Annotated in this window: 37 protein-coding genes; 32 read left to right on the plus strand and 5 right to left on the minus strand. The window is 59.2% G+C overall.

Annotation, left to right across the window (positions count from 1 at the left end):
- Positions 1-363 precede the first annotated feature (363 nt).
- Positions 364-633: a hypothetical protein gene (locus QT231_RS22230; protein WP_308338974.1), complete on the plus strand. Its 270-nt coding sequence runs from the start codon at positions 364-366 to the stop codon at positions 631-633.
- A 175-nt stretch (positions 634-808) separates the two neighbouring features.
- Here the strand turns inward: QT231_RS22230 and QT231_RS22235 are convergent, their stop codons facing one another.
- The 4 genes from QT231_RS22235 to QT231_RS22250 form a co-directional block, all read right to left on the minus strand.
- Positions 809-1,417 (minus strand): hypothetical protein, encoded by a 609-nt coding sequence (locus QT231_RS22235; protein ID WP_308338975.1) that lies wholly within the window; start codon positions 1,415-1,417, stop codon positions 809-811.
- Positions 1,418-1,499: 82 nt separating this feature from the next.
- Positions 1,500-2,261, minus strand: a complete 762-nt coding sequence (locus QT231_RS22240; protein ID WP_308338976.1) for a DNA adenine methylase — start codon at positions 2,259-2,261, stop codon at positions 1,500-1,502.
- Between the two features lie 124 nt (positions 2,262-2,385).
- The gene (locus tag QT231_RS22245; RefSeq protein WP_308338977.1) at positions 2,386-3,447 is read right to left on the minus strand and encodes a phage portal protein; all 1,062 of its coding nucleotides are present in this window, start codon (positions 3,445-3,447) and stop codon (positions 2,386-2,388) included.
- The gene (locus QT231_RS22250; RefSeq protein ID WP_308338978.1) at positions 3,437-5,236 is read right to left on the minus strand and encodes a terminase large subunit domain-containing protein; all 1,800 of its coding nucleotides are present in this window, start codon (positions 5,234-5,236) and stop codon (positions 3,437-3,439) included. Before QT231_RS22250 ends, QT231_RS22245 begins: the two co-directional genes overlap by 11 nt.
- 144 nt (positions 5,237-5,380) lie before the next feature.
- On the opposite strand from QT231_RS22250, the gene QT231_RS22255 reads away from it, so the two are divergent.
- The 11 genes from QT231_RS22255 (at position 5,381) to QT231_RS22300 (ending at position 10,890) form a co-directional block, all read left to right on the plus strand.
- Entirely contained in the window at positions 5,381-6,193 is an 813-nt protein-coding gene (locus QT231_RS22255) for a GPO family capsid scaffolding protein (protein ID WP_308338979.1), read from the plus strand.
- Between the two features lie 54 nt (positions 6,194-6,247).
- Positions 6,248-7,264, plus strand: coding sequence for a phage major capsid protein, P2 family (locus QT231_RS22260; RefSeq protein ID WP_308338980.1), 1,017 nt, complete (start codon positions 6,248-6,250; stop codon positions 7,262-7,264).
- A 9-nt stretch (positions 7,265-7,273) separates the two neighbouring features.
- Positions 7,274-7,954 (plus strand): phage terminase small subunit, encoded by a 681-nt coding sequence (gene gpM / locus QT231_RS22265; RefSeq protein WP_308338981.1) that lies wholly within the window; start codon positions 7,274-7,276, stop codon positions 7,952-7,954.
- 102 nt (positions 7,955-8,056) lie between these two features.
- Positions 8,057-8,518, plus strand: a complete 462-nt coding sequence (locus tag QT231_RS22270) for a head completion/stabilization protein (RefSeq protein ID WP_064234082.1) — start codon at positions 8,057-8,059, stop codon at positions 8,516-8,518.
- The gene (locus QT231_RS22275; RefSeq protein ID WP_308338982.1) at positions 8,515-8,727 is read left to right on the plus strand and encodes a tail protein X; all 213 of its coding nucleotides are present in this window, start codon (positions 8,515-8,517) and stop codon (positions 8,725-8,727) included. Before QT231_RS22270 ends, QT231_RS22275 begins: the two co-directional genes overlap by 4 nt.
- A gap of 7 nt (positions 8,728-8,734) precedes the next feature.
- Entirely contained in the window at positions 8,735-8,938 is a 204-nt protein-coding gene (locus tag QT231_RS22280; RefSeq protein ID WP_308338983.1) for a hypothetical protein, read from the plus strand.
- Complete coding sequence (locus tag QT231_RS22285; RefSeq protein WP_308338984.1) at positions 8,928-9,413, plus strand: lysozyme; 486 nt, start codon at positions 8,928-8,930, stop codon at positions 9,411-9,413. The genes QT231_RS22280 and QT231_RS22285 overlap by 11 nt, the downstream gene beginning before the upstream one ends.
- Positions 9,410-9,832 carry an Rz-like lysis system protein LysB gene (gene lysB, locus QT231_RS22290; RefSeq protein WP_308338985.1) on the plus strand — a complete coding sequence of 141 codons (423 nt, stop codon included), beginning with the start codon at positions 9,410-9,412 and terminating at the stop codon, positions 9,830-9,832. Before QT231_RS22285 ends, lysB begins: the two co-directional genes overlap by 4 nt.
- Positions 9,735-9,947: an Rz1-like lysis system protein LysC gene (gene lysC / locus QT231_RS24345; protein WP_374694425.1), complete on the plus strand. Its 213-nt coding sequence runs from the start codon at positions 9,735-9,737 to the stop codon at positions 9,945-9,947. Before lysB ends, lysC begins: the two co-directional genes overlap by 98 nt.
- Positions 9,944-10,438: a phage tail protein gene (locus tag QT231_RS22295; protein WP_308338986.1), complete on the plus strand. Its 495-nt coding sequence runs from the start codon at positions 9,944-9,946 to the stop codon at positions 10,436-10,438. Before lysC ends, QT231_RS22295 begins: the two co-directional genes overlap by 4 nt.
- Entirely contained in the window at positions 10,435-10,890 is a 456-nt protein-coding gene (locus QT231_RS22300) for a phage virion morphogenesis protein (RefSeq protein ID WP_308338987.1), read from the plus strand. Before QT231_RS22295 ends, QT231_RS22300 begins: the two co-directional genes overlap by 4 nt.
- 17 nt (positions 10,891-10,907) lie before the next feature.
- On the opposite strand, the gene QT231_RS22305 is transcribed toward QT231_RS22300, so the two are convergent.
- Entirely contained in the window at positions 10,908-11,468 is a 561-nt protein-coding gene (locus QT231_RS22305; protein ID WP_308338988.1) for a hypothetical protein, read from the minus strand.
- Between QT231_RS22305 and QT231_RS22310 the strand changes: the two genes are divergently transcribed.
- The 20 genes from QT231_RS22310 to QT231_RS22405 form a co-directional block, all read left to right on the plus strand.
- Positions 11,463-12,041, plus strand: a complete 579-nt coding sequence (locus QT231_RS22310; protein WP_308338989.1) for a phage baseplate assembly protein V — start codon at positions 11,463-11,465, stop codon at positions 12,039-12,041. The two genes, QT231_RS22305 and QT231_RS22310, sit on opposite strands and share 6 nt — an antisense overlap.
- Before the next feature lie 26 nt (positions 12,042-12,067).
- On the plus strand, positions 12,068-12,412 hold the full coding sequence (locus QT231_RS22315; RefSeq protein WP_308338990.1) for a hypothetical protein: 345 nt from the start codon (positions 12,068-12,070) through the stop codon (positions 12,410-12,412).
- A gap of 9 nt (positions 12,413-12,421) precedes the next feature.
- Positions 12,422-12,697, plus strand: a complete 276-nt coding sequence (locus QT231_RS22320; protein ID WP_308338991.1) for a PAAR domain-containing protein — start codon at positions 12,422-12,424, stop codon at positions 12,695-12,697.
- A 2-nt stretch (positions 12,698-12,699) separates the two neighbouring features.
- Positions 12,700-13,038, plus strand: coding sequence for a GPW/gp25 family protein (locus QT231_RS22325; RefSeq protein WP_308338992.1), 339 nt, complete (start codon positions 12,700-12,702; stop codon positions 13,036-13,038).
- The gene (locus QT231_RS22330; RefSeq protein ID WP_308338993.1) at positions 13,035-13,934 is read left to right on the plus strand and encodes a baseplate J/gp47 family protein; all 900 of its coding nucleotides are present in this window, start codon (positions 13,035-13,037) and stop codon (positions 13,932-13,934) included. Before QT231_RS22325 ends, QT231_RS22330 begins: the two co-directional genes overlap by 4 nt.
- Positions 13,931-14,881, plus strand: coding sequence for a phage tail protein I (locus QT231_RS22335; RefSeq protein WP_308338994.1), 951 nt, complete (start codon positions 13,931-13,933; stop codon positions 14,879-14,881). The genes QT231_RS22330 and QT231_RS22335 overlap by 4 nt, the downstream gene beginning before the upstream one ends.
- Positions 14,878-15,405: a phage tail protein gene (locus QT231_RS22340; protein WP_308338995.1), complete on the plus strand. Its 528-nt coding sequence runs from the start codon at positions 14,878-14,880 to the stop codon at positions 15,403-15,405. Before QT231_RS22335 ends, QT231_RS22340 begins: the two co-directional genes overlap by 4 nt.
- Positions 15,402-15,761, plus strand: coding sequence for a hypothetical protein (locus QT231_RS22345; protein WP_308338996.1), 360 nt, complete (start codon positions 15,402-15,404; stop codon positions 15,759-15,761). The genes QT231_RS22340 and QT231_RS22345 overlap by 4 nt, the downstream gene beginning before the upstream one ends.
- Complete coding sequence (locus tag QT231_RS22350) at positions 15,754-16,008, plus strand: hypothetical protein (protein ID WP_308338997.1); 255 nt, start codon at positions 15,754-15,756, stop codon at positions 16,006-16,008. The genes QT231_RS22345 and QT231_RS22350 overlap by 8 nt, the downstream gene beginning before the upstream one ends.
- The gene (locus QT231_RS22355; protein WP_308338998.1) at positions 16,005-16,379 is read left to right on the plus strand and encodes a hypothetical protein; all 375 of its coding nucleotides are present in this window, start codon (positions 16,005-16,007) and stop codon (positions 16,377-16,379) included. The genes QT231_RS22350 and QT231_RS22355 overlap by 4 nt, the downstream gene beginning before the upstream one ends.
- Positions 16,376-17,314 (plus strand): hypothetical protein, encoded by a 939-nt coding sequence (locus QT231_RS22360; RefSeq protein WP_308338999.1) that lies wholly within the window; start codon positions 16,376-16,378, stop codon positions 17,312-17,314. The genes QT231_RS22355 and QT231_RS22360 overlap by 4 nt, the downstream gene beginning before the upstream one ends.
- A gap of 9 nt (positions 17,315-17,323) precedes the next feature.
- Positions 17,324-17,797 (plus strand): hypothetical protein, encoded by a 474-nt coding sequence (locus QT231_RS22365; protein ID WP_308339000.1) that lies wholly within the window; start codon positions 17,324-17,326, stop codon positions 17,795-17,797.
- Positions 17,798-17,896: 99 nt separating this feature from the next.
- The gene (locus tag QT231_RS22370; protein ID WP_308339001.1) at positions 17,897-18,490 is read left to right on the plus strand and encodes a hypothetical protein; all 594 of its coding nucleotides are present in this window, start codon (positions 17,897-17,899) and stop codon (positions 18,488-18,490) included.
- 280 nt (positions 18,491-18,770) lie between these two features.
- Positions 18,771-19,088: a hypothetical protein gene (locus QT231_RS22375; RefSeq protein WP_308339002.1), complete on the plus strand. Its 318-nt coding sequence runs from the start codon at positions 18,771-18,773 to the stop codon at positions 19,086-19,088.
- Positions 19,089-19,258: 170 nt separating this feature from the next.
- Positions 19,259-20,431 (plus strand): phage tail sheath protein, encoded by a 1,173-nt coding sequence (locus QT231_RS22380; RefSeq protein WP_308339003.1) that lies wholly within the window; start codon positions 19,259-19,261, stop codon positions 20,429-20,431.
- Positions 20,432-20,446: 15 nt separating this feature from the next.
- The gene (locus QT231_RS22385) at positions 20,447-20,953 is read left to right on the plus strand and encodes a phage major tail tube protein (RefSeq protein WP_308339004.1); all 507 of its coding nucleotides are present in this window, start codon (positions 20,447-20,449) and stop codon (positions 20,951-20,953) included.
- 67 nt (positions 20,954-21,020) lie between these two features.
- Positions 21,021-21,389 (plus strand): phage tail assembly protein, encoded by a 369-nt coding sequence (locus QT231_RS22390; RefSeq protein ID WP_308339005.1) that lies wholly within the window; start codon positions 21,021-21,023, stop codon positions 21,387-21,389.
- A 41-nt stretch (positions 21,390-21,430) separates the two neighbouring features.
- Positions 21,431-21,571, plus strand: coding sequence for a GpE family phage tail protein (locus tag QT231_RS22395; protein WP_308339006.1), 141 nt, complete (start codon positions 21,431-21,433; stop codon positions 21,569-21,571).
- Positions 21,572-21,590: 19 nt separating this feature from the next.
- Positions 21,591-25,565 (plus strand): phage tail tape measure protein, encoded by a 3,975-nt coding sequence (locus QT231_RS22400; protein ID WP_308339007.1) that lies wholly within the window; start codon positions 21,591-21,593, stop codon positions 25,563-25,565.
- A gap of 26 nt (positions 25,566-25,591) precedes the next feature.
- Positions 25,592-25,895: phage tail protein (locus QT231_RS22405; protein ID WP_308339008.1), on the plus strand; the 304-nt coding region annotated here is incomplete at its 3' end.

Genomic DNA, 25,895 nt, shown 5'->3' on the forward strand with positions numbered 1-25,895 from the left:
CCGTCGGCTAGCACTTCCCCTTGCCGGGCGTGCAGGGGACTTTCACCCCCAAGTCATCCTGAGGCACCACCCCCAGGAACAGCGCCAGTCAAGGCGCTGCGCGCCATGCCTGGCGCACTACGAAAAAGCCGCCCTTTCGGACGGCTTAATCTAATTCTCTAACGCTTAACTTTTTAACCACTTTTCAGTGGTGCCGACACCAGGAGTCGAACCCGGGACCTACTGATTACAAGATATTACAATTAAACAAGAAAATCAGTAGATTAAGCGAAAAAAAACTATGTAAAAGCCAATCACCCAGGCATTGTAATTCAATCGTTTACCGGATTGAACTACGTAGCTATAAGGCCTCTAGGTGGTGCAGTGAACATCGGGAAAAACCTTAAAATTAAGCGCTTCACCTACCGCCTACGCCAAGATAAGAACGGCGACCATTACGCCTGGTTTGAAATCCGCTTGCAAAGACAAAGCTCTAAGATCGGCTTAACCCCAGCCGATACCGAAGAGCTATGGATTACCAACGCCGAAATGCCAACCGTCGTCGCCGATCTGGTCGATGATCGAACCTGGGATGCCCACCGAAAACCCATCTTAGAAATGCTTGCCACTCACTACCTCACGCCTTTTTACTGACCGCCGCAAAAACTGCAAATATCCGCATGAAAACGCATAAAAAATACTACCCTTAGAACCGTTCTCCCGCCCAGCACTGGCGCGGCTTGAGGCACTACTGCAAAGGTGCATAAAAACCACTACATTTAGCGCGCGGGCGGGGCGGGGTGACGATGGCGCGGCGTGGGTGAAAGTTCTATGAATCTGGATTGAGCTCCTTGTATAGCTCCACCGCTTTATTCTCACTTTCTAAAGCAGCCACCAGATCCCAGCCCATATAGGTAAAGAACCCACCAAACACAGTTACGGCGATCCCAATACTTCCAACTGAAAAGATCTTCACCGCCGTCCTAATCCCTTCTTTTAAAACCTCATCTCCCCCCGTCAAATACACCTCAAGAAATACCACGTACAAGATGAACAACCCGACCAAAAAAAAGGCTATCCCGAGCACAACTGCTGGCAAACCTAGAAGAAAGGCAATCACCGCACGCCTGCCACTCCCGGAATTAAACCATCGGCTAAGCTTCATATTATGGGTAGAGAAGTCACAGCTAACTGCCACTGATGTGCGGCCGAACACCGTTAGTGCCTCTAGCGGCCCCCATTCACTTTGTGCAAGGCGATCAATAAATTTAGCTGAAGCTCTTTTCTTGAAGGCCTTGAAGAATGTGGCTTCCAAACGCAACTGCGCGGCGCTGCTTTGTTTGTCGTTTTTGTACTCTTCAAGCGCATCGCTTAAGTTACTTAAGTTACGATCCCGGTTGAAGAACTGAGAGATGAGGCTTAGAAATAGTTCCTGCACTGACGTTTACCCTTTCATATTCACATGAAGAAGCCGCCCCTTTTAGAGCGGCTTGGCGTTGGTTAGATAGCTGGCTAGAGGTTTAGCGGTTTGTGATAATCAACTCCCCGCGTGGCTCGGTTGCTTGCTGCCCCACAGTATACCTAATTAAAGTTGTTTGTAGGGTTAGGCCTTTGAATGCATCGCGCATCTCCGGCGTGTCGTTGACGCTGATCACAAACTGCCCCTGGCCGGTTCGGGCTAGTTCGCCCATGCGGTAATACTCTTCCAGGGGGAAGTCGCAGCCGTACCCGGCAGTGCCCCAGTAGGGTGGATCGAGATAGAACAGCGTGCCTTCACGATCATACCGCCGAATGCATTCCGCCCAATCCAAGTGCTCGACCACCGCCCTGGATAAGCGTAGGTGGGCATCGCTTAGATCTTCCTCGATACGCAGCAGGTTCATGCGGGGCGGTGATACCGCCGAGGTGCCAAACGTCTGGCCGCTGACCTTGCCGCCAAACGCGAGCTTTTGCAGATAGAAGAAACGCGCCGCCCGTTGGATATCGGTTAGGTGGCGGGGGTCGATCTCTCTTTGAGTGAGGTACTCTTCGCGGCTAATCAGCCCCCAGCGGAACTGCTTCACCAACTCATCAGGGTGGTGCTTCACGATGCGGTAGAGATTTACCAATTCCCCATGCGCGTCGTTGATCACTTCCACTTTGCTGGGGGCTTTCATAAAGAAGATCGCCGCCCCACCGCAGAAGGGTTCTACGTAGGCGGTGTGCGGTTTAAACAGCGGTAAGATCTGTTTGGCCAAGCGTCGTTTGCCGCCCATCCAGGGCAAAATCGGTTTATTCATCATCCTTGATTACCTGTTCATACATACAGTTTTAAGGTATAGTCTTTTTATCGCTTGCGGGGCCGGATGCTCCCTTTGTTTTCAAGGATGAATCAGCGATTAGCGCCTGGCATGCCAGGCGCTTTTTTTATGCCTCAAGATCCAACAAATACGGATCAAACCTCACCACCTCTTCCCCCACGTGCTCATTGATCTCTTTGAAAGTGGCTTGGAGTGGCTCTAGCTCGTTGGCGACGTACACCTTGGCGGCTTTTTCCGCGTCGCCAAATCCGGCAGCGTTTTGAGGCACCACGCCCATTAGCTGCGGCGGGATACGGTGCCCGGCCAGCTGGTCGTCGCGGGTGATGTTTTTGATGTTGTAGAACTCGTCTTTGGCCGCGACCTCTGACACTGGGATGATCTGCACCCCGTCCTTTTTGCCCCGGGGGGAGTAAAGGAACAGGTTGCGGAAGTTACCCGGCCCTTTGCTCTGCTTGAGCGCCTTACGCATATCGTCGATGTCTTTTTGATCGTGGGCCGGGTCGTTGACGTACATGATGAAGCCCGCGTGGCTGCCGTTGAGATAGTAGCGGCGGCGGAACAGGGTGGCAGATTCGTTGAGCCAGGCGCTTTGCAGGCTGCCGATATAGTCCGGCACCCCATAGATGGTCTGATCGATATCCGGCTCAAGCAGGTGGACGGTACGCCCGGCGGGCAGCTCTACCCGTTCCATGTAGTTGGGTACCCACCAATAGCGGTCATCCTCACCCCGGCGCATATACTTGGCCCCGCGATGCTGTAACCCCAGCCGCCGCCCTAGCCGCCCACGCACGTCCTCCAGATAGCCATTACCAAACACCAGGTAGTCGAGTGCCAGCGAGCTAAAGGTGCGACGGTTCAACAGCGGGTGGGGAATAAAGGTTTTCAGCAGAATGTTGCGCTTCACCTGCAAGGCGCTGCCATGGTGGGCGGTGGCCCGGTAGCTCTTAGCCAACACGCTTAGCGGGATCGGCGGCTCATACCACTCATCCGGCGTAAGCCAAACGCCTTCATACCAAACATCGCGCATGCTGGTGACCGGTTCAGGGTCGCCAAAGGTGAACGCCTCCATGCGGCCGCTGCCGGTGGCCACCGCCGGGGCGGTATCGTGTTGAACCTGATACGCAGGCACGCGAATGCGCGGCTTGGCCGCTGCGGTGTTAATCGTCATCGTCAGAAAACTCCATGATAGAACGGCCAGCGCCTTCACTGGCGGGGCCGTCGAGAGGCTCAAAATGTAGGGCGTGCATGGTGGCCCAAGCCAAGTCAGCGTGGCCGGTCGCTTTACTGCGGCCGGACACATAGGTGAACTGGCGGCCGCTGCCGGTCAGCTCTTTTTTGATCGCCATGAAGGAGGCGGCAAGATCCGACCAGCCCGCATCAAACTCCAGCCGGTCTTTACGCATAATCTGCTGGGCCTGCAGCACCATGCTTGTTTTCAGCGAAACGTCGTAGCGGTAGCGCACCACCGTGGGGAACCACTTCTCCACGTATTCGGCCACCGCGCCGCCGATGCCGGTGGTATCGATGCCGATATGGCCGATGGTGTATTTGTCGCGGAAGGATTCGATAAAGGCGGCCTGATCTTCGTAGTCCTGGCCCTTCAAGCGGTGGCGTTCCAGCACCCGGTGTTTTTCCTCGCTGGAGCGCGCGGGTAGCACCACCACCAGCCCCGCGCCGTCGCCATCTTCGCCGGTACCGGTGGGGTCGTAACCAATCCATACTTCCCGATCGCCCACTGGTCGCGGGGCAAACGGTCGGTAGTCGTCCCACACTTCCCAGCTATCGACCATGCAGGCTTTCATCACCGCCAGCGGGAAGGCGCTTTGGCTGTCATCGACAAAGCCACACATCAACAGGTTGTCGAACTCTTCTGGCGAGTACTCCATGCGCAGCTGGTCAAGATCGAACAGGTCACAGCCGCCTTCCATGGCATCCAGCACCGTCACGATCTGCCGCCAATGGCCGTCTGGGCACAGCTTGCCGTTCTTTAGCGCGTCATGGCTGACATCAAACTCAGCGCGTTCAGATTTTTTACGCCGCTTGTTGAACAGCTCACCGTTCCAGAACGGATACCCCTCATGGCCAACGCTTGAAGGCGTTGAGAAATACGTCTGCCGCCACTTCTTGTGCATGGCCATGCCGCTAGTGACCTTGCGGAACTCGGCGAAGCGATGAATCCAGAAGTACTCATCCAGATACACATCGCCGTGGTAACCCTGGGCGGTTTTGGAGTTGGTACCCAAGAAGTGCAGTTCGGCGCCGTTATCCAAAACAATCGGATCGCCTTTAAGCTCCACATCGCACACCTCTTTAACGAACTGCACGATGTAGTTGCGGAAGATATGCGCCTGGGCGCGGCTGGCGGAAAGGAAGATCTTATTGCGCCCGGTTTTGAACGCATCGACGATCGCCTCCCGGGCAAAGTACCAGGTGGCCCCAATCTGGCGGCTTTTGAGAATATTGCGGATGCGGTGCTTCTGACCCGCTTCCAGCCATACCGCCTGGTATTCAAACAGCGATTCCAGAAACGCCGCGTCCAGCGCCTCGATCTGCTCTTCTTCCAGCGCGTTACGCCGGGGCTTCTTTTTCGGCCCCGCGTTGCGCCGCTCAATGTTGGGATTTAGATCCGCCTCGCGGCCGGTTTCCTGGTACTGACGAATCCTGGCCAGTCGCTCGATCTGCCTACCGAGTAGGTCAATCTCTTTGTAGTGTTTCCCCTCTTTCTCCGGCAGCGCAATGAGCTGCACCATGCGCGCTTCAAGCGTGTGCTCAACGCGCTCGGTCGGCGTGGCATCTTCCCAACGGTCGCGCGCTTTCCAGCTGTGCACCGTGGCCGGTTTCTCACCGATATGCTCAGCAATGCGCGCCACTCGCCAGCCCTGCCAATACAAATGGCGGGCCGTTAGTCGCGGCGTTTCTATCGTGCTTGGGATCGTGTCGAGGGCTGTCGTCGTCATGTCGCCAGCGTACCCGCCGCGCGCGATGCCCACGCCTGCCACGCCTTGTGCTAGCCCGCCCGCACAACGCGCAACCGTTGAGCCAAAACGCTTACACGCGGAACCTGAGCCACATCAACCGCCACCCTGCTCAGGAAGTCCAACATGCCCAAGTTTTTCCGCGTCGCCACTGAAGGCGCAACCACCGACGGCCGTGAGATCCAACGCGAATGGATCGAGCAGATGGCCGCCAACTACGACACCAAAAAATACGGCGCCCGCGTCTGGATGGAGCACATCCGCGGCATGACCGCTGATAGCGTGTTTAACGCCCTCGGCGATGTGCTGTCAGTGGAAGCCCGCGAAGTCGAAGACGGCAAGCTGGCCCTGTTCGCCGAAATCGACCCCACCGACGAACTCAAAGCCATCAACAAAAAGCGCCAAAAGGTCTACAGCTCCATTGAGGTCAACCCCAAGTTTGGCGACACCGGCCAAGCCTACCTAGAAGGCCTGGCGGTCACCGACTCCCCCGCCTCGCTGGGTACCGAGATGATCAAGTTCAGCCGCGAAGCGGGTAATGCCTCACCGCTGGCCAGCCGCAAGCAACACGCCGACAACCTGTTCAGCGAAGCGGTAGAGATCGAGCTCGACTTCAGCGAAGAGAAGCCACCGGCCGCCGAAGGATTGAAAGCCAAGATCGCCGCCCTGTTCAGCCGCCAGGACACCAAAACCGCCAAAGGCTTTGAAACCTTCCGCACCGAACTGGAAGGCACCTTGGAAGTGGTCGCCGAACACTACAACGCCCTGGCCGATGAACTGGAAGCTCGCCCCACCGCCGACCAGTTCAGCCAGCTGCAAACCGCCCACGACGACCTGAAAAAGCGTTTTGAAGAGCTATACACCCAGCTCGACAACACGCCGGACACCTCACGCCGAGCCCCCGCCACCGGCGGCGATGCTCAGCTAACCGACTGCTAAGCGCGGGCCAGCCAGTAGAAACCAGGGCCACCGCCACCACTTCAAGGAACCCCAATGCGCAACGATACCCGTAAAGCCTTTAACGCCTTCAAAACTCGCTTAGCCCAGCTAAACGGCGTCGACAACACTGGCGAGCAGTTCAACGTCGAGCCCAGCGTCCAGCAAACGCTGGAAAGCAAGATGCAGGAAACCAGCGCCTTCCTGGGTCAAATCAACGTTATTGGCGTGGATGAGATCAAAGGCCAGAAAGTCGGCCTGGGCGTCTCCGGCCCCATCGCCGGGCGCACCAACGTCGACGAAAAAGACCGCAGCACCCGCGACGTGACCGAGCTTAGCGATACCACTTACGAATGTGTCAGCACCGAATTCGATACTCACATTCGCTGGGCACAGCTGGACGCCTGGTCACGCTTCCCGGATTTTCAGGCACGTATCCGCAACGCCATCATCAAACGCCAGGCGTTGGATCGCATCATGGTCGGCTTTAACGGCACCAGTGCCGCCGTGGAAACCGACCGCACCGCCAACCCCATGCTGGAAGACGTCAACAAAGGCTGGCTGCACCAATACCGCACCCACGCCCCCGCCCGCGTGCTCACCGGCGGCGCCACGGCGGGCAAAGTCATCGTTGGCCCGGCCGGTGACTATAAAAACCTCGACGCCCTGGTATTCGATGCGGTCAGCGAAATGATCGCCCCCTGGTTCCGGGAGGACACCGCCCTGGTCGCCATCATGGGCCGCAAAATGTTGGCCGATAAATACTTCCCCATGATCCAGCAATTCGCCGAAACGCCCAGCGAAGCCCGCGACCTGGACATGATGGTTAGCCAAAAGCGCGTCGGTGGCCTGCAAGCCGTGCGCGCCCCCTTCGTGCCCGACGGCTCGCTGCTAGTGACCTCACTGGCCAACCTCTCGCTGTACTGGCAGTTGGGCAGCCGCCGCCGTCATGTCATCGACAACCCCAAGCGCAACCGCATCGAAAACTACGAATCCAGCAACGACGCCTATGTGGTTGAGGATTACGGCTTCGGCTGCCTGGTTGAAAACATCGAACTGACAGAAGCCGAATAAGGGGAACCGATGAAAAGCCCAGCCCGAAAGCATTTTGAGCAAGTGTCCGCCGCGAAAGCGGCGGGCGCTGCCACCCCCGGCCAACAGCAGGCAGGCGAGCAGTACGAGCTCCACGCCCGCGCGCTCTATGAAGCCACCCGCACGCTGAAAAGCATTAAATCGATCCAGGCCAAAATCGAGAAAAAGCGCGAGCTGCTGCCGGAATTTCTGCCCTACATCGACGGCGTATTAAGCGAAGGCAACGGCGCCAAAGATGACGTGCTCATGACCATGATGGTCTGGTGCATCGACGTGGGGGATTTTGAAAAAGCGCTCGCGATTGGGGCCTATGCCGTGAAACACAACATCGACACCCCCGACCGCTACGCCCGGGACACCGTCAGCATCCTCGCCGAAGAGATCGCCGAAGGCGTCAAAAGCGCCCTGGCCAAGGAAGATGCCGATGCCGACGCCCTGGCCAACGTCATGGCCCGCGCCGCCGCCATTGTCGATGGCCACGATATGCACGATGAGATCAAAGCAAAGCTACACAAGGCCTACGGCTACGCCCTGCGCGCCGCCGAAGATCCTCAAAGCGCGCTGGCACAGCTCAAAGAAGCGTTAGCGCTGGATGAACGCATTGGCGTGAAGCAAGACATCCAGCAGCTGGAACGCTTGATCAAAAAACAGGGCGACCAGGCCACCGCCTGACCGCCAACCGAGTCGCACCCCGACGGCAAGGGGGCACTGCTGAGCAAGGGCTTTTAGCCTCGCGCAAAGCAGTCCACCCCCTTCTTAAATACGGCAGCCACCATGATCGGATACGGCACCAATTCCCCCAGCCCAACGCTGGAAACCATCATCAATAACGGCTTCTGGCCGGATATCGACCCTAACGACTTCCGCGAAGAGGAGCGCGTGCACAACGTCACGCCGCCGCGCATCCGCCAATCGCTGCGCGCCGCCGTGGCCGACGTTAACCGCCAGTTGGCCAACTACCAGCACGCCCACCAACAGGCGGGCCGCATGGCCTGCGATGCCATACCGCCCGAGCCCTGGCAATCGCCCGGTGATATCCAGTTGCTTTACACGCGTGCCGTGTATGCCCAAGCCCAAGCGGATCTGTTGGAGCGCTATCGCGACGCCTCCGCCACCGGCAAAGGCGACGAACGCGGCGAAGCCAAAGACTTGGCCGCCGACGACTATCGCGCCGATGCCCGCTGGGCCATCGCTGAATTAGTCGGCCGCCAACACACCACGGTCGAGCTGATATGAAGCGCGTGGCCCATGCCCACCAGGGCGAAACGCTGGACGCCCTGCTCTACCGCGTCTACGGCAAAACCGCCGATATCACCGAGCAGGCGCTGAAGCTCAACCCACACCTGGTGAATCAAGGGCCAGTCCTGCGCGAAGGCACCCCGGTCACGCTGCCGCCACCGCCCGACGCCCGCGCGACCCAACCGCCACTCCAACTTTGGAACTGAGGAGCTCATGAGCCACCCGTATGAAATCACCACAGAGAGCGTCAAAGTCGCCCCGCCGGCGGTCGTCTCGCTGCTGCACATGGGCGGCATGACACCCGCCGACTGGGTCACGGTGCTAACGCTGCTCTACCTGGCGCTGCAGATCGGCCTGCTGCTGCCGCGCTACCTAACCCGCCTACGGGCCTACTGGAGGCGCCGCCGTGAGTCTTAAACGCCGCATGGCCATTGGGGCCACCGCCGGGGCGCTCAGCATTGCCACAGCCGTGGTCTCCTATTACGAAGGCTACCAGCCCACTGCCTACCGCGACCCGGTCGGCATCGCCACCATTTGCTACGGCCACACCGCCACTGCGCGCATGGGCCAAACGCTTAGTCAGGCGCAATGCACCCAACTGCTGCAGGCGGATCTAGGCACTGCCTTTGCCGCCGTGGATCGCCTTGCCCAGGTGGATCTACCGCCACCCACCCGCGCCGCGCTGGCCTCGTTTGTTTACAACGTGGGGGAAGGCGCCTTTGCCCGCTCCACCCTGCTGCGCAAACTCAACGCTGGCGACCTGCGCGGCGCCTGCCACGAGCTAAGCCGCTGGGTGTACGCCGGGGGCAGGCAGCTCAACGGCCTGGTCAAACGCCGCGCCACCGAACGCGAGCTGTGCCTGGAAGGCATCAAAGAGGAGCCCACCCCATGAACCGCCTGCTCGCCGCCCTGGCCATCCTGCTGCTGGTGGTGCTGGTCACCTGGGCGCTGTGGCAACGTAGCACTGCCGCGGATGCCCGCGCCGAATTGGCCGAACAGCAACTGGCAGAATCTCACTACCGGGAACAGAAAAGCCTGGTGATTATCGACGCGCTTTGGGAGAACGCCCGCCGCTTGGAAGCCCAACGCCGCGCCCTGGCAGAACAGCAGGCCGCGCTTAGCCATACCGCCGCCAACCGCCTGGCCACCATTGAGGAACTCCACCGTGAAAACGCCACGCTACGCAATTGGGCCAACACTCGCCTGCCTAGCGCTGTTATCCGGCTGCGCAAGCGCCCCGCCGTCACCGGTGCCCGTGATTACGATCAATCAGTGCGCAACGCCCAGCCCCTGCAGCCTGCCCGCGAGTAACCCGCACACCAACGGCGAACTGCACCTGCAGCTGGAACGCACCGAAGCCGCCTGGGCACAGTGCGCCGCCGAAGTGGATACCATCATTATTTGCCACCAGGAAGGCGCACAATGATCAAATTACAGCACCTAAGGGCGCATTTAATCGCTAGTGTCCCTGAATTGGCACGCAACCCAGAGCAACTCCACACCTTCGTGAACGACGGCAAGATCAAGTTCGCCCGGGGACAGAACCTCAGCCACCAATACGCGGTAGACGCCCAAATCGTCATCACCGACTACAGCGGCTCACTCGATACCGTCATGGTGCCGTTGCTCCAGTGGCTCAACCACTACCAGCCGGATCTCGATCCCGACGAAGCCGTCCAGCTGGAAGCCGAGATCCTCAATAACACCAGTTGGGATTTGGCCATCACCGTGCGCCTAACCGAGCGCGTCGTTGCCAAGGTGAATTGTGAAACCGGCCGCATAGACTCAGAACACCGCATGCCGGAATACCCCATTGACGCCTGCCCGGCGAAAAGCTGGCAGCTGTACGTCAAAGGCCCAAGCGATGCAGAACACCAGCTCAAAAGCGAATGGCAAAGCCCAGGCGGCGGCGAATGAGCGACGATCTCCAACAGCTGGAAAGCTGGCTAACGCCGCTGATTGAAAAGCTCAGCCCCAAAGAGCGCCGGGTGCTGGCAAGGGCGGTCGCGCGGGATCTACGCATCGCCAACCGCAACCGCATCAAAGCCCAAACCAACCCCGACGGCACGCCTTATGAGCCGCGCACCCAACTACGCGGCCGCAGCGGAGCCATACGCCGCAAAGCGATGTTTACCAAGCTGCGTACCGCTAAATACCTCAAGATCAAAACCACGGCAGACGCTGCCGAAGTGGGTTTCCTTGGTCACATTAACCGCATCGCCCGCGTGCACCACTACGGCCTGCGCGACCGCGTCGAGAAAGGCGGCCCGCAACACCAATACGCCCGCCGGGAGCTGGTGGGTATTACACCGGCCGACAGCGAGCGTATTAGTAACAAAGTGATCGAACACATCAACTTGAAGAACTAATATATTTTTACTTGGGCCTAATCATAGCGATGAGTTCTGTAGTAGCTGTCATGAAAAAAGGAGGACTTCATAGGCTTCAATGCCCAGTGATATCGAGCACCACGACGAATACCAATCACGTAATCAAGTTTGTCTTGGCTGTAATGATGATGAAGGAATCGTCTGCGTTCAAATTGCTTATTCCAAAGCGGAGCAGTGCCAAAACGCTCTCCAAACCTTTGTAAGACTGCTGCTTCACAATCTAAATAGGTATCAGGCTGGTTTTTGACTCTAGGCGTGGCAACGCATATTTGGAAGTCATAATCGCCAATGAGATCAGTAAGCTTGTTAGCCCATTTTCTATGCGACGATATACGCAAACCTACGCTGCCCTCTCCAACGTATATGGTTGGAGAGTCCCCTCCCGGATAACTGATGGCGAATTTCCCAGCTAAGCGAATCACATAAACACTTCGATTTAGATAGTTTTCATTTGCACCTTTTTCAATTAGACGTGGTTTAACATCCTTGCTCCAGGACTCACTAGGATGCCAACTTACACAAGTCCAACTTAAAGGTACTGTAATAATTTTTTGCATTATTGCCCCCTGTTTTTTCCGTGCAACATTGTAGACCTTCATCCGCACAACGCCCACCGCTACCCATCCGCGCGTAACGCCACCACCATTGGCGGCATGACTAACGCCGCCGAATTACTTCGTCTGATACATAACCTGATCCGCATCGGCACCATCGCCGAGGTGGATTATGGCAACCCCGATGCCGTGCCACCGGTACCGCCCCGCGTGCGGGTCGATATTGGCGAGATCACCACCGGCTGGCTGCACTGGATCGAAAGCCGCGCGGGAACCACACGCACCTGGTGCCCGCCCACGGTGGGTGAACAGGCCATCGTTATTTCCCCCGGTGGGGATCTCAATGCAGGCGTGGTGCTTACCGGCCTGTTTCGTGTACTGCACCCCGCCCCCAGCGATAACGGCGACCACTTCCACGCCGTGATGCCCGACGGCGCGGTGATCGACTACCACCACGTTGAGCATCATTTGAAGGTCGATATCCCCGGCGATATCACCATCAACGCCACCGGCGAGATCCGCATTACCGCCAGCGGCGATATGCACCTTAAAGGCCGCAACATTTATGAAAACTGAGCCGATAAAAACGAGGGGGCCGCGCTATGGGCGTTAAAACAAGCGATGCAAACGTTATCGACTACACCGACGACTTTGCGCAAATGATCGCCGTCGGCGAGCAGATCCGCGACGAACTCACGCTGATTCGTGAGGCGCTCTATGCCGGTAAGCAGGCCGACGGCAATTCACTGGCCACCAGCCAAAACGTCATTGCCCTGGCTCTTGAGCAGATCCGCCAACGGGCCAGCCAAGAGCAGCTGGGCATTTTCACGCGCCCCATCACGAAAGGCGATGGCGGCCTAAGCCGCGCCGCGATGATTAACGCGCTCAAACAGTCAGACCAACTCGATAACGTGCGCCAGGAAATGGCGGCCCCCACACCGCTATAGGAGAACACCATGCCCGCTGCTACCCGAGTCGGCGACATCTGCACAGGCCACGGCTCATGCTCCCCAAGGCCGTCGGTGTCAGGATCGCCCAATGTGTTTGTGAACCGCATCCCCAGCCACCGCGTGGCCGATGCCTGGGCGCGTCACTGTTCCCATGAATCCGTCTTGGCAGCGGGCTCCAAAACGGTATTCGTCAACGGCCGCCCCAAGGGTCGCGTCGGCGACCCGGTCGCTTGCGGTTCGCTGGTGGCCACCGGCTCGCCCAATGTGTTTGTAGGGGGCTAACCATGGCAGGCATGCGCACCTCAAACGGCCACTTGGTTAGCGGGCTGGCCCATATCCAGCAAAGCATCCGCGACATTCTCACCACGCCCATCGGCACCCGCGTGATGCGCCGGGAGTACGGCTCCTTGCTGCCGGAACTGATCGACCAGCCGCTTAACGACACCACCTTGCTGCAAGCCTACGCCGCCAGCGTGATGGCCATTACCCGCTGGGAGCCACGGGTGCGCGTGCTGCGCGTTAACCGCCAGCTGGATGCCAGCCAGCACGGCCGCGCCTGGCTGGAGATCGACGCCCAAACCCACGACGGCCAGCGCTTCCATGTGGAGGTACCGTTGTCATGAGCACCCCCATCGACCTCTCCCAGATCACCCCGCCGGATGTGATTGAGCCGCTGGATTTTGAAGCGCTGCTTAGCGAGCGCAAAGCGCGCTTGATCGAGCTCACCCCCAGCGATGAACGGGAAGCCCTGGCCGATACCCTGGCCCTTGAAAGCGAACCGCTTACCAAGCTGCTGCAAGAAAACGCCTACCGTGAACTGCTGCTGCGCGAACGCATCAACGACGCCGCCCGCGCGGTGATGCTGGCCTACGCCGCCGGTGGCGATCTTGACCAGCTAGGCGCTAACTTCCAGGTCACCCGCTTGATGCTCGACCCCGGCGACCCCAACGCCGTGCCGCCGGTACCGCCCACGTTTGAGCACGACCGCGACTTTCGCGCCCGTATCCAGCTCGCCTTCGAAGGGCTATCCGTGGCTGGCCCCATCGGTGCCTACCAATTCCACGCCGCGGCCGCGCATCCCGATGTACGCGATGTGGCAGTAGAAAGCCCCGAACCAGTCGATGTGGTGCTGACCGTGCTATCGCGCAAAAACGACGGCATCGCCACGCCTGCGTTGCTCGATACCGTTCGCGACTACCTGGAACCCTTCCGGCCACTGACCGACCGGCTCACCCTGCAGCCCGCCGACCGGGTCGACTACACCATCAACGCCACGCTGACCCTGCGCCCCGGCCCCGATGCCCAACTGGTGATCGAGGAAGCCCGCAGAGAACTGAACACCTACACCGATGCCCGCTACAAGCTCGGCACCTGGGTGACCCGTTCAGGCATTAGCGCCGCGCTCACCGTGCAGGGCGTGGAAAACGTCACCCTGCGCAACTGGCAGGATCTACGCAGCCAACCGCACCAGGCGCCCCGCTGCACCGCGATTCACATCACCACGGAGCGGCTGCCATGATTCACCTGTTACCGCCCAATCGCAGCCCACTGGAAGCCCGCGTTGCCGCCTCGCACCCGCTGGCCCTGCCGGTACCGCTGCGCATGCTGTGGAACCCGGCCACCTGCCCGGCGGAACTGCTGCCGTTTCTGGCCTGGGCATTTTCGGTGGACGTATGGGAAGCCGATTGGCCCGAGGCCACCAAGCGCGCCGTGATCGCCGAAAGCTTTGCCGTGCACCGCATCAAAGGCACCCGCTTAGCGGTGGAAAAAGCCCTGGCCGCCATGGGCATTAAGGTCACGCTCACTGAATGGTTTGAACAACAGCCCACCACCCGGCCCGGCACCTTCCGCGCTCGGCTGCACCTGAACGACAACCGCGAGGTCGCCGACCAGCTCAGCGGCAACTTTTACCAGCAGATTCACCACGCCATTCAAAGCGCCAAGAACCTGCGCAGCCACTATATGTTCGATCTTTCCGCTGACTTCGGCCCTGGCCGTGTTGGCGTGGCCAGCGCCCAGCGTGCCGCCGGTTTAGCCCGCAACGATGCCCGCCCGACCCAACCACCACTTGAGATCGCCGCCGACGTGGCCGTGACGTCAATTCATCAGGCCGGTGGATTGACTCGCCGCGCGGCACAGGCAACGGCTGACGCCACGCTTTCACCAGCATGGCTCGCCATTATCAGCGCCTACCGCGGGCTGGCCGTCACTCGTCGGCTCATGGCTAACGCACCCGATACCGACCTGCCTGATGCTGTGGCCCAAGCAAACCTCCCGGCGGCATCGCTGTTAGTCGCCGGTGCCTATCGCGGGCTTGCCGTCACTCGTCGGCTTATGGCCAACGCACCCGATACCGTCCTGCCCGATTCTGTAGCCCAGGCCAACCTCCCGGCAGCATCGTTGCTCGTCGCCGGTGCCTGTCGCGGATTTGCCGTTACTCATCACACCATGGAGAGCACCACATGACAGCGCTGGTACCCGTGATTACCACGGCGGGCCTCGCCGCCGTATTCAATGCCGAGAGCGATGGCCTAGCCGCACGTATTACCCATATCGCCATCGGCGACAACGCCCGCAATCCCAGCAAGAACGAATTCAAGCTGGTCAACGAACGCAGGCGGGTCAGCATCGCCGATGGCCAACGCGTCAGCGCCCACCAAATCCACCTCACCGGCGTGGTCGATGGCGATGGCCCCGAATTCTGGGTGCATGAGGTGGGGTTCTTTCTGGAAGACGGCACCCTGCTCGCCGTCTGGTCAGACTCGCAGCCGCTGGCCTACATCTCCAACGCGGTACCGCTGCTGCTGGCGTTCGATTTACGCCTGGACGCCCTGCCCGCTGAATCCGTCACCGTGGAAGGCACCGGCGCGAACCTGTCGCTGGCCGCCTGGGGCGAACAGTACACCGCCAACGCGGCGGCCATCGTCGACAACATGGCCCGCCAGGTGGATCTGCTGTTCCGCGTGAATGAGTTAGAGAAACGCCCATGAGCACCCAGGCCCCCACGCTTTCCCTGGTCGCCGGTACCACCTACCGCTTTAGCGCGACTTGGGCCAGTGATGACCCCAACACCGCGCCGGTGGATCTCACCGGCTGCGAGGCAAGCTTCGTGGTGGCCACGACTCAGGGCACACCGCTGCTCAGTTGCGAAAGCGGTAACGGTATCGAGCTGGCCCCCGAGCAAGGCGGCATCAACGTGCATATCCGCCCCACGCAAACGGCGGGCGCCGTATCACCTGAGTGGTCAGGTGCCCGCTATGAACTGCGCGTCACCTTCCCGAACGGCGACGTATTCAGCCTGCTGCGCGGCCACTTCCAGCTAACGCCGGGGGTACTTCATGAGTGATGCCACTCGCCTGACCGTTCACATGCCCGCGCGCTCGGTCACGGTTCACCTACCCGCGCCGCCAAGCTTTCAGGTTATCAGCCACGGCACCCAAGGCCCGCCCGGCACGCTCTCGCCGGAGATCCTCGCCCAAGTGGAGGAAGCCCGCCACGCCACCCAGCAGCTCGGCAGCATGATGGCCGCGCTCACTGACGCCATTAGCCACCACGGCGGCATGATCGCCGCCCAGGAGGACGCCACCCCATGAGCTTTGATGAAAACCTGATCGCCCTACGCCAAGCGGTGACCCACACGTTAGGCGTGATCGACGGCAAGCTGCGCAACAAGGCCAACAAAGCCGACGTGCCCACCTCGGCGCAAATCGACCAGCGCATACACACGCTGATCGGCAGCGCCCCGGAAACCCTGGACACCCTCGCCGAGCTGGCCGAAGCCCTGGGCAATAACCCCAACTTCGCCACCACCATTAGTGAGGAGCTGGCCAAGAAAGCCACCAAGGCCCAGGTGGGCGACATCGAAACCCAGTTCGGCGAAGCCCTCACCGCTCTAACCGACGCCTTCACCCAAGGCGCCGCCACTATCCAAAACAGCACCACCACAGACCAGGAGTCCACATGAGCCTAGAAAGCCAAATCACCGCGCTGGTGAGCGCCGCCAATAAGCTGACCAGCGAAGTCGCTAATAAGATGAAGGGGATTGATAGCACCCTGACGGCGGCGCAAAAGAAATTTGATGAGTTCACGGGAAAAGATTTTCCTGCTCGCGTCAGCGATGCTCGCATAATCGCTGTCTATATTGATCCCGAAAACGGTGATGATGATAACTCGGGGATTGGACCAGGAGCCCCGTTTAAATCATGGGGAGCGGTTAGCGGCATTACAGGGGGGTCGGCTCCCATTTACGACCGAGTTGTGGTTCGTGTCCGCGCGGGAACCACTTTGGTAATGAATAACGCGGTGTATTCCAAAGACAGCATTGAGATCACCCCATATGGCTCTGTGCCGCCTACATCGCCCCCTACTCGCCTAGTTCAGGGCTTCTACAGCGGCGGCCTGAGCGAAGGGAGACCGATGATCCCGTTTCGTTGTAACTATGTATTTATCAATCAAAATGGCGATGCGGATCTCGAAGTTCATACCGCAGAATTTAAAGAAGGTCATCGCTGGTTGCAGGCCGATGAAGAGAACAGAGAAGCAACCTGGCTGTGCTATGCAGGCGCGATGATCCAGAACGTGCCTCGCGTCAAGCTACGTAACGTGAGGCTGTGTCTACGCGACATGCCGCTAACAACCATTTATATGGGCGGCAGTCTGGGTGATTACGCACAATATCAGTTAGTGCTGGGTGCGGGATGTGAAATTATCGGCGAGCAGCCTGGTGCTGGCAGCTCTCGATACACTCACAGCCCAAAGCTCGTGCACGTTTACAACAATTCCCGCGTCCCGCTAGACCTCATCGCGAGCACGTTCATCCTCGGCGGCAGCATCTCAACCGCGAGCGATTTATTCGAAAACCTAAGCCTCGAAAACGTGCGCTCATCCTTCACCATTTAAGGAGCTGCAATGCTGATCCCATCTGTAAAACATGAAGGCAAAACCTATATAGGCGTAGATACGGGCGAAACCTCTTTGCCACTTTCCGCGTTGCTGCCAGCAGCCGTAAAAGCGCTCAGTGAGACCATCGACATCGCGGCTGGCCGTGCCCGCGCCGCGTTCGTCAGCCCCGGCAGCTACATCGACCAGGAATACCTACTGGCCAAGCAGGAAGCCAGCGAGTGGTTAGCGGGCGGCAAGGATGAAGCGGCGATTCCTTCCAGCGTGCAGGATCACATCGAGATGTTTGGGGTCAGCGCCGAAGCCGCCGCCCAGGAGATCGTCGCCACCGCCGAGCAATGGGAACAGGCGCTCGGGGCTATTCGAAGCGTTCGTCTTGGTGGTAAGGCAGCGGTTAGTCGTGCTGAAACCATCGAAGCGGCGGAGGCCGCCGCTCAGCAAGCCATCGAGCAGCTCAACCACTACCGGCCGCCGGAGGTGTAAACGCCTAGCCAGAACGAAGGAAGCCCGCCAATTGGCGGGCTTCCTTCGTCCAACAACTGCTAATATGCTCAAACAATTTTAAACAAAGTGAGCGCCCAAATGCCTAAACGTCCCCCTCTCCCAACGCCTGATGATGCTAATTGGTATGAACATAACCAAATGAATTTCTGGCTGTGGGCATGTTTAGAGGACGCAGAGCAATACTTAGAGCTATCAAAGCAATGCCAGAGAACTTTCGACCTGATGTTTTCGGATGGCATATCATCAATGAAAAGGTACGAAGATGAATTCAGGTTACTTGAAAAAAAACAGCAACTAAATGCTTACCATTTCATTTTAACCACAGGAAACTTGCTTCGTGTCTTTGAACGCGCACGCCATATGTTCCCTGAAATTGAACCCACCTTTACAAGTGCCCAACATCTAAATAACGAAGCCCGCGAGCTTAGAGATTTAGTTGAACATACGCATGGAAGAAATGGATATATAGCAGGATGGGGTAACAACCCAGATAGATACGAACGTCGAGATGGGCCACAACCCGGTGTGTTAGCAGATGCCACCTCTACCATTATCAATGAAAAGGGGCACTGGCTTGGCGGCCGTCTGTGCGTAGAGACAATACACCTGGAAGTTTCTCGAATTATCGAGGTAGCTAAAACTATACCTGCGCCGACTGACTACATCCCATAAGCTCACCATCTCACATAAACTATGATGACAAATAAGACAACGAGCAGCTCAATCGCTACTGACCGTAGGAGCCTACCGGCGGATCTAAACGAACGAAGCCTGCCGAGCATGAGCTGCACCCCAAAAATTGGACATTCGCATACAACACGGCATATCACCTAGAAAGTCACTAACGCTACCTGCGACAATATGCCGCACCACCCAATTGACTTTTAAGGTCTCATAAAGAGTAAATATTAGAGATTGGCAGAAACCAATCGTTAACATATGGAGAAAAAAAATGAATTCTGATTACCACATAGGTGTTCAAATAGTAAAAATCATCACCAGCAATAAAGTGCATAAACTTTTGATCGAAATGCAAGAAAGCAATAATAAAACCGTATTATATATAGCAATTGAAGGATACTGGTACTCTCGCCAGGTTAATTCATACAACGACCCTTTCGAAGCTTATAAAGCAGCAATTAAGCTTTTAAATCTGCAAGGTGTAATAGATATGCATATAGATGTTGCACCTAACGTCGCCGAAGTGAATGAAGTAAAAAACACTTTTCTAAATGAAGGAATTACAGTCAATAACGTAACTGAGACATAACTCTCACAGGCTCTTATAGCCCGCCTCGGCGGGCTTTTTTGTGCCTGCTTTTTACCGCGTCTTGTCCCCCTCCTCCCGCACAACGCCCGCCACTACCCTCCCGCGCGAAGCCTGCCCACCATAGCAGCACACCTCAACCGTACCCGCTTGAACCTGCGCAGGAGACAAGCATGGCCCAGGATTACCATCACGGCGTCCGCGTCGTCGAAATCAACGAAGGCACCCGCCCCATCCGCACGGTGGCCACCGCCGTTATCGGCTTGGTGGCCACTGGCCCAGAGGCGGACGCCGAACGCTTTCCCCTCGATACCCCGGTGCTGGTCACCGACATTTACTCCGCCATTGGCGCGGCGGGCACCACCGGCACCCTGGCCCGTTCGCTGCGCGCCATTGTCGAAGAAACCCGCGCCCTGTGCGTCGTGGTACGCGTGGCCGAAGGCGAGGACGAAGCCGAAACCACCGCCAACATCATCGGCAGCGTGACAGCCACCGGCCAGAAAACCGGCATTCAAGCCCTGCTCGCCGCTGAACAGCGCTTTGGTGTGAAGCCGCGCATTTTAGGCGTGCCAGAGCTGGATAACGAAAACGTCGCCAGTGCCCTGGTCAGCATCGCCATCAAGCTACGCGCCTTCGCTTACGTTTCCGCCTACGGCTGCGAAACCAAAGAAGAAGCGGTGATGTACCGGGAGAACTTCGGCGAACGGGAAGCCATGGTGATCTGGCCCAACTTCCAAAACTTCGACGTTAACGCCCAGGAAAGCCGCCCGCTCTCCGCCGTCGCCAAAGCCCTGGGCCACCGCGCCCGGTTAGATAACGACATCGGCTGGCACAAAACCCTTTCCAACATGCCCGTCAACAGCGTCACCGGCATTACCCACGACGTGTTCTGGGATCTCCAAGACCCCGCCACCGATGCCGGTTACCTCAACGCCGCTGAAGTCACCACGCTGATCAACAAGTCAGGCTTCCGCTTCTGGGGCTCCCGCACCTGCACCGTCGACCCGCTGTTTGCGTTTGAGTCCTACACCCGCACCGCCCAGGTGCTCGCCGACACCATCGCCGAAGCCCACCTGTGGGCGGTGGACAAGCCCATGCACCCCAGCCTGGTGCGCGACATTATCGAAGGCATCAACGCCAAGTTCCGCGAGCTCACCCGCAAAGGCTACCTGCTGGGTGGCGAGGCCTGGTTCGACCCAGAGCTAAACAGCAAGGAAGTGCTGAAAAGCGGCAAGCTCTACATCGACTACGACTACACCCCGGTGCCGCCGCTGGAAAACCTCATGCTGCAGCAGCGCATTACCGACCGCTACTTGGTCGATTTTGCCGACCGCATCAACGCCTAACAGGAGCAAGCAAAAATGCTACCCCACATTCTCAAAGACTTTAATTTGTTCGGCGACGGCAACAACTGGCAGGGCCAGATCCCCGAACTCACCCTGCCGGAACTCGCCCGCCGCATGGTCGAGTACGAAGGCGGCGGCATGGAAGGCCCGATTGAAGTCGATCAAGGCAACGAACTGCAAACCTTCGAATGGGTCGCGGGCGGCATGATTGTCGATATCTACGACAGCTACGGCAGCCCCATCCACGACGCCGCCATGCTGCGGATGACCGGCTCTTACGAATCCGACGAAGACGGCAACATCATCCCGGTCGAGATCGTGATGCGCGGCCGCCACAAAACCATCGCCATGGGCGATGCCAGCAAAGGCGACAACAACCAAATCAGCGTCACCACCACCCTGAGCTACTTCAAGTTAATGGTCGATGGCGAAGAGGTCATCGAACGCGACGTGCCCGGCTTCATCTTCAAGGTACGCGGTAAGGATCGCTTGGCAGAGCGCCGCGCCGCCCTTGGGGTGTAAACAGCCCGGCAACTTCCCACCCACGGCCACCCCGGTGGCCATACCCAACACTTAGGAACGCATCATCATGACCGATAAGACCGATACCCCAGTTCAAACCCAAGCCAACGACACCCCAGCCGTTGAGCAACCAGTCGCCACCGCCCCAGGCGTACCCACCGAAGTGGTCGAGCTGGAAACCCCGCTGCAGCGTGGCAAAACCCTGGTGAAAGAAATCACCGTGCGCAAGCCCATGAGCGGCGGTATGCGCGGCGTCTCGCTGGTGGACATCATGAACCTCGATGTAGCCGCCCTCACCAAAGTCATGCCCCGCATTACCACCCCCGCGCTGACAGAAGCCGAGCTCAAAACCATGGACATCGTTGACCTGGTGCAACTCGGCACGGCGCTGAACGGTTTTTTAACCCCAAAGAAATTCAAGGACATCGAGGCGTAGGGCTTCAACCAATAGCCCTAGCCGAGTTCGTTGAAGACGCCATGGCGGATCTCGCCATGGTGTTCCACTGGGAACCCAGCGCGATGGACGGCATGGAGCTGGAAGAGCTAATGCAATGGCGCGAACGTGCCCGCAAACGCCACGAAGGCAGCAAGCCCAAAGGCAGGCAGGGCGGCAAATAAGTAAACAGAAGGAAAACCGATGGCACGCAATCTACGACTACAAGTCATGCTCAACGCCGTGGATCGTGTCACCGGCCCACTAAAACGCATGCGCGAAGGCGCCGGACAAACCGGCCAGGCCATGCGCGAAACCCGCGACCAGCTCAAAGACCTGCAGCGGCAGCAAAGCGACCTCACCAGCTACCGCAAAGCCAACGCCGCCCTCCGCACCAATACCCGCGCAATGCGCGACGCCCGAACGCGCAACCGCGAATACACCCAGGCACTGGAACGCCAGCGCGAAGCCCACACCGGCATCAAATCCGGCCTGACCGTCGCCCGGCGGGAATACGACCGCTTAGCTCGCCAGCTACTCAACACCAAGCAACCCAGCGACCAGTTGACCGCCTCGCTGGAACGCGCCCGCGTGCGCCTGCACGGCCAGCAAACCGAGTTCGACCGTTCCGCCCGCGCGCTGAAGGAATACCGCAACCGAACCCGCAACGCAGGCGAGGAAGTAAAGCGACTCACCCAGAACCACGCCACCCAAACCGAGCGCATCCGCGGCTTAAAAACGCGGCTGGATGAAGCGGGCATCAGCACCGATAACATGGGCCGCAGTGCTAGGGAGCTGCGCTCCAAAGAGGAGCGGCTCAACACCACCCTGCAGCAGCAAAAGCGCCACCTTGCCGAAGTTGCCGAACGCCAGCGGCGCTTAACCCAGGCCCGCGACCGCTACCAGAATGGCATGGCCAACGTCGCCCGCGCCCAAGGCGTGGGCATGGGTATGCTCGGTACCGGCATGGCCCAAGGCTACGCCGCCGCCCGGCTGTTAACGCCTGGCGTTGCCTGGGCGGAACAGATGAGCACCCTGCAGGCCGTTGGCCGCTTCGACGCTGACGATGAGCGCTTCCAAGGGCTACGCCAGCAATCCCGCGACTTAGGGTCAACCACCGCCTTCAGCGCCACCGAAGTCGGGGCAGGGCAAGAGTTTCTATTGCGCGCCGGGATGAGCAGCGAGGCCATTCAAGCCTCAATGAAAGACGTGCTCGCGTTATCGCTGGCCAACAATACCGAGCTGGCCCGGGCGGCGGATATCGCCTCCAACATTGCCGGGGCGTTTAAGGTCGACATGGAGGCGGAAGGCGCCATGGCACGGGTCGGGGATATCCTTTCGGGTACCGCCAGCCGGGCCAACGTTAACCTGGAAATGCTCGGCGAAACCATGAAGTACCTGGGCGGCGCCGAAGACCTCAAGCTGACCATGGAACAAGCCGCGGCGATGTCGGGCATTCTCGGCAACATCGGTATTCAGGGCAGCCAGGCCGGTACCACCATGCGCGCCATGATGAACCGGCTTACCAACCCAGCAGCCAAGGGCGCGGCCGCGATTGAAAACATCGGCCTGCAGGTGTCAGACGCCAACGGCAATATGCGCGCCATGCCCGATATTCTGCGTGATATCAGCCAAGCCACGGCTGACCTGGGCAACGTCGAACGCAAAGCCATCATGCAGGATATCTTCGGCGTGGAAGCGGGCTCCGGCATGGCGGAACTGGTCGACGCCATGGGCGGTGGCCGACTGGATGAGATCATCAACGCCCTGGGCGACAACATGGGCGAAAACGCCCGTATGGCCGAAGTGATGGCCGACAACATTGGCGGCGATTTAAAAAACCTGCGCAGCGCCTGGGAAGAAGTCGGCATCAGTATCACCGACACCAACGACGGCCCCCTGCGCGACCTGGTGCAAACCATCACCAAGATTACCCGCGGGGTCGGCGACTGGATCAAAGAAAACCCCGAACTCGCAGGCACCATCGCCAAGGTCGCGGCGGCCATGATCGCCCTGGCCACCATCGGCGGTGCGGTGACAATGACCTTTGCCAGCATCCTCTCCCCGCTGCTGTTCGCCCGCTTCGCTATGAGTACCCTGGGCATTCAGGCGGGCGTACTCGGCCCGGTATTAAAAACCGCCGGTGCCGCCCTCTTCGCGGTGGGCAAAGCCATCACCGTGGGCCTATTGGGGGCACTCAAAGCAACGGCGGTATTCCTGGCCACCAACCCCATCGGTTGGGCCATCCTGGCCATCGCCGCCACCGCCCTGGTGATTTACAAATACTGGGAACCCATCAAAAGCTTTTTCCTAGGCCTATGGCAGCAGGTAAAAAACGCCTTTGGCGAAGGGATTGGCGGCGTTACCCGCCTGCTGGTCAACTGGTCACCGTTTGGCTTGCTCTATAGCGGCATCTCATCCGCGTTAGGCTTGCTAGGCATTGAGCTGCCCGACTCACTTAGCGAGCTGGGTAGCAAGATGATCGGCGGCCTATCCAGCGGTATGAGCAGCGCCATGGGCTGGGTGCGTCAGTCAGCGAATAGCGTGTGGGCAACGGTCAACGACGCCTTTGGCAATGGCATCGGTGGCGTTTCCAAGCTGCTGATTGATTGGTCACCGCTTGGGCTGTTGCACAGTGCGTTTATATCCGCACTGGATCTGCTGGGCATTTCAGTGCCCGAAGGGTTCCGCAGCCTGGGTGGTTTTGTGATTGACGGCCTGCTGGGCGGGCTAACCGAAAAACTCGCCGCCCTGCGCGAACGCATTACCAGCATCGCCACCAGCGTGGCCGACTGGTTCAAAGGCGTGCTGGGTATCAACTCCCCCAGCCGCGTGTTTGAAGGCTTTGGCGTCAATATCGTTGAAGGCATGATCAACGGTATCGGCAGCATGATCGGCGCGCTTCGGGATCAAGTGATGGGCATGGCGGGCAATATCGCAGGCTGGGTGCAAGACGCCATGGGTAGCGCACTGGACTCACTCAGCAACGGTGCCAACCGTGCTATCCAGCTGGGCAAAGAGACCGCGGCGGGTTTAGGCCAAGGCATACGCGACGGCGCCAACCGCGCCACGGAAAGCGCCGCCAACCTCGCTAACGACGTTACCAGCACCGTGCGCGGCTGGCTGGATATCCACTCCCCCAGCCGCGTGTTTGCCACCATTGGTGGCTACATTTCCCAAGGCCTGGCCAACGGCATTGAAGGCGATGCCGATGGCCCGGTTAAGCAAGTGCGCAGCCTCGCCAGCCACATGCGTGACGCCGCAGCCGGGCTAATGCTGGGTGCCGGGGTCGCCTCGCCATCGCTCGCGTTAGATATTCAAACGCCCACCCTGCCGCCGCTACCCACGCTGGTGAGCGAAGTGGCCACGCCCCACGTACCCAAACCCGAAACGCCCACGCTAGATGCGCTGCACATCGAGCGGCCGGAGCTGCCCGCGTTACCCGAACTGGGTGCGTTAGAGATTCAGCGCCCCACGTTGCCAGCCATGCCCACGCTCTATAGCGAGGTGGCAACGCCCAACGTACCCAAGCCCGAAACACCCACGCTGGATGCGCTGCACATCGAGCGGCCGGAGCTACCCGCGTTACCCGAACTGGGCGCCTTAGAGATCCTGCGCCCCACGTTGCCAGCCATGCCCAAGCTCTATAGCGAGGTGGCAACACCTAACGTACCCAAGCCCGAAACGCCCACGCTGGATGCGCTGCACATCGAGCGGCCGGAGCTGCCCGCGTTACCCGAACTGGGTGCGTTAGAGATTCAGCGCCCCACGTTGCCAGCCATGCCCACGCTCTATAGCGAGGTGGCCACGCCCAACGTACCCAAGCCCGAAACGCCCACGCTCGACGCGCTACGCATCGAGCGGCCCACGTTGCCGGAAATGCCCACACTGGATGCGCTGGGGTTCCAGTGGCCAGAGCTGCCGCAATTCGACCCGCTGCAGGTCGATACCAGCGGCGTTCACATCGACGCCCGGCCACCGCTGCAAAGCCACGCCAGCCAGCCCAATGAAGGCGGGCTGGTGATCAACGGCGGCATCAACATCGAGATTCACGCCGCCCCGGGTATGGATGAACAAGCCCTGGCAAGGCTGGTAAACGCCGAAGTACAGCGCGCCCTGCGCGATGCCGAACGCCGCGCCCAGGCACGCCACCGCAGCGCCTTCCACGACATTGATTAAAGAGCACTTGATTGAGGTACTGACAGATGATGATGATTTACGGCATGTTCGTGTTCTCACTCGACACCGCCGCCTATCAAGAGCTGCAACGCCAAACCCGATGGCGGCAGGAAGCCCAAGGCCGGGTCGGCCTGCTGCCCGCCCGGCAGTTTCTTGGCCCAGGGGACGACACCTTCACGCTCACCGGCACCCTTCACCCCCAGTTCACCGGTGGCCAGCCCCACCTGGATCAACTGCGCGACATGGCCAGCCAAGGCCACGCTTGGCCATTGATCGAAGGCACCGGCAAAAACTACGGCTTTTTTGTCATGGAAAGCATAAAGGAGCGCA

It is taken from the genome of Halomonas sp. SpR1, assembly GCF_031010175.1.
Lineage (GTDB): Bacteria > Pseudomonadota > Gammaproteobacteria > Pseudomonadales > Halomonadaceae > Vreelandella.

What these genes read in the sequence shown, in the direction of transcription:
- QT231_RS22240 (WP_308338976.1), bottom strand. Translation starts at nt 2,261, where the DNA reads ATGATGAATAAACCGATTTTGCCCTGGATGGGCGGCAAACGACGCTTG.
- QT231_RS22245 (WP_308338977.1), bottom strand. Translation starts at nt 3,447, where the DNA reads ATGACGATTAACACCGCAGCGGCCAAGCCGCGCATTCGCGTGCCTGCG.
- QT231_RS22250 (WP_308338978.1), bottom strand. Translation starts at nt 5,236, where the DNA reads ATGACGACGACAGCCCTCGACACGATCCCAAGCACGATAGAAACGCCG.
- QT231_RS22255 (WP_308338979.1), top strand. Translation starts at nt 5,381, where the DNA reads ATGCCCAAGTTTTTCCGCGTCGCCACTGAAGGCGCAACCACCGACGGC.
- QT231_RS22260 (WP_308338980.1), top strand. Translation starts at nt 6,248, where the DNA reads ATGCGCAACGATACCCGTAAAGCCTTTAACGCCTTCAAAACTCGCTTA.
- gpM (WP_308338981.1), top strand. Translation starts at nt 7,274, where the DNA reads ATGAAAAGCCCAGCCCGAAAGCATTTTGAGCAAGTGTCCGCCGCGAAA.
- QT231_RS22270 (WP_064234082.1), top strand. Translation starts at nt 8,057, where the DNA reads ATGATCGGATACGGCACCAATTCCCCCAGCCCAACGCTGGAAACCATC.
- QT231_RS22275 (WP_308338982.1), top strand. Translation starts at nt 8,515, where the DNA reads ATGAAGCGCGTGGCCCATGCCCACCAGGGCGAAACGCTGGACGCCCTG.
- QT231_RS22280 (WP_308338983.1), top strand. Translation starts at nt 8,735, where the DNA reads ATGAGCCACCCGTATGAAATCACCACAGAGAGCGTCAAAGTCGCCCCG.
- lysB (WP_308338985.1), top strand. Translation starts at nt 9,410, where the DNA reads ATGAACCGCCTGCTCGCCGCCCTGGCCATCCTGCTGCTGGTGGTGCTG.
- QT231_RS22295 (WP_308338986.1), top strand. Translation starts at nt 9,944, where the DNA reads ATGATCAAATTACAGCACCTAAGGGCGCATTTAATCGCTAGTGTCCCT.
- QT231_RS22300 (WP_308338987.1), top strand. Translation starts at nt 10,435, where the DNA reads ATGAGCGACGATCTCCAACAGCTGGAAAGCTGGCTAACGCCGCTGATT.
- QT231_RS22305 (WP_308338988.1), bottom strand. Translation starts at nt 11,468, where the DNA reads ATGCAAAAAATTATTACAGTACCTTTAAGTTGGACTTGTGTAAGTTGG.
- QT231_RS22315 (WP_308338990.1), top strand. Translation starts at nt 12,068, where the DNA reads ATGGGCGTTAAAACAAGCGATGCAAACGTTATCGACTACACCGACGAC.
- QT231_RS22320 (WP_308338991.1), top strand. Translation starts at nt 12,422, where the DNA reads ATGCCCGCTGCTACCCGAGTCGGCGACATCTGCACAGGCCACGGCTCA.
- QT231_RS22325 (WP_308338992.1), top strand. Translation starts at nt 12,700, where the DNA reads ATGGCAGGCATGCGCACCTCAAACGGCCACTTGGTTAGCGGGCTGGCC.
- QT231_RS22330 (WP_308338993.1), top strand. Translation starts at nt 13,035, where the DNA reads ATGAGCACCCCCATCGACCTCTCCCAGATCACCCCGCCGGATGTGATT.
- QT231_RS22335 (WP_308338994.1), top strand. Translation starts at nt 13,931, where the DNA reads ATGATTCACCTGTTACCGCCCAATCGCAGCCCACTGGAAGCCCGCGTT.
- QT231_RS22340 (WP_308338995.1), top strand. Translation starts at nt 14,878, where the DNA reads ATGACAGCGCTGGTACCCGTGATTACCACGGCGGGCCTCGCCGCCGTA.
- QT231_RS22345 (WP_308338996.1), top strand. Translation starts at nt 15,402, where the DNA reads ATGAGCACCCAGGCCCCCACGCTTTCCCTGGTCGCCGGTACCACCTAC.
- QT231_RS22350 (WP_308338997.1), top strand. Translation starts at nt 15,754, where the DNA reads ATGAGTGATGCCACTCGCCTGACCGTTCACATGCCCGCGCGCTCGGTC.
- QT231_RS22355 (WP_308338998.1), top strand. Translation starts at nt 16,005, where the DNA reads ATGAGCTTTGATGAAAACCTGATCGCCCTACGCCAAGCGGTGACCCAC.
- QT231_RS22360 (WP_308338999.1), top strand. Translation starts at nt 16,376, where the DNA reads ATGAGCCTAGAAAGCCAAATCACCGCGCTGGTGAGCGCCGCCAATAAG.
- QT231_RS22365 (WP_308339000.1), top strand. Translation starts at nt 17,324, where the DNA reads ATGCTGATCCCATCTGTAAAACATGAAGGCAAAACCTATATAGGCGTA.
- QT231_RS22370 (WP_308339001.1), top strand. Translation starts at nt 17,897, where the DNA reads ATGCCTAAACGTCCCCCTCTCCCAACGCCTGATGATGCTAATTGGTAT.
- QT231_RS22375 (WP_308339002.1), top strand. Translation starts at nt 18,771, where the DNA reads ATGAATTCTGATTACCACATAGGTGTTCAAATAGTAAAAATCATCACC.
- QT231_RS22380 (WP_308339003.1), top strand. Translation starts at nt 19,259, where the DNA reads ATGGCCCAGGATTACCATCACGGCGTCCGCGTCGTCGAAATCAACGAA.
- QT231_RS22385 (WP_308339004.1), top strand. Translation starts at nt 20,447, where the DNA reads ATGCTACCCCACATTCTCAAAGACTTTAATTTGTTCGGCGACGGCAAC.
- QT231_RS22390 (WP_308339005.1), top strand. Translation starts at nt 21,021, where the DNA reads ATGACCGATAAGACCGATACCCCAGTTCAAACCCAAGCCAACGACACC.
- QT231_RS22395 (WP_308339006.1), top strand. Translation starts at nt 21,431, where the DNA reads ATGGCGGATCTCGCCATGGTGTTCCACTGGGAACCCAGCGCGATGGAC.
- QT231_RS22400 (WP_308339007.1), top strand. Translation starts at nt 21,591, where the DNA reads ATGGCACGCAATCTACGACTACAAGTCATGCTCAACGCCGTGGATCGT.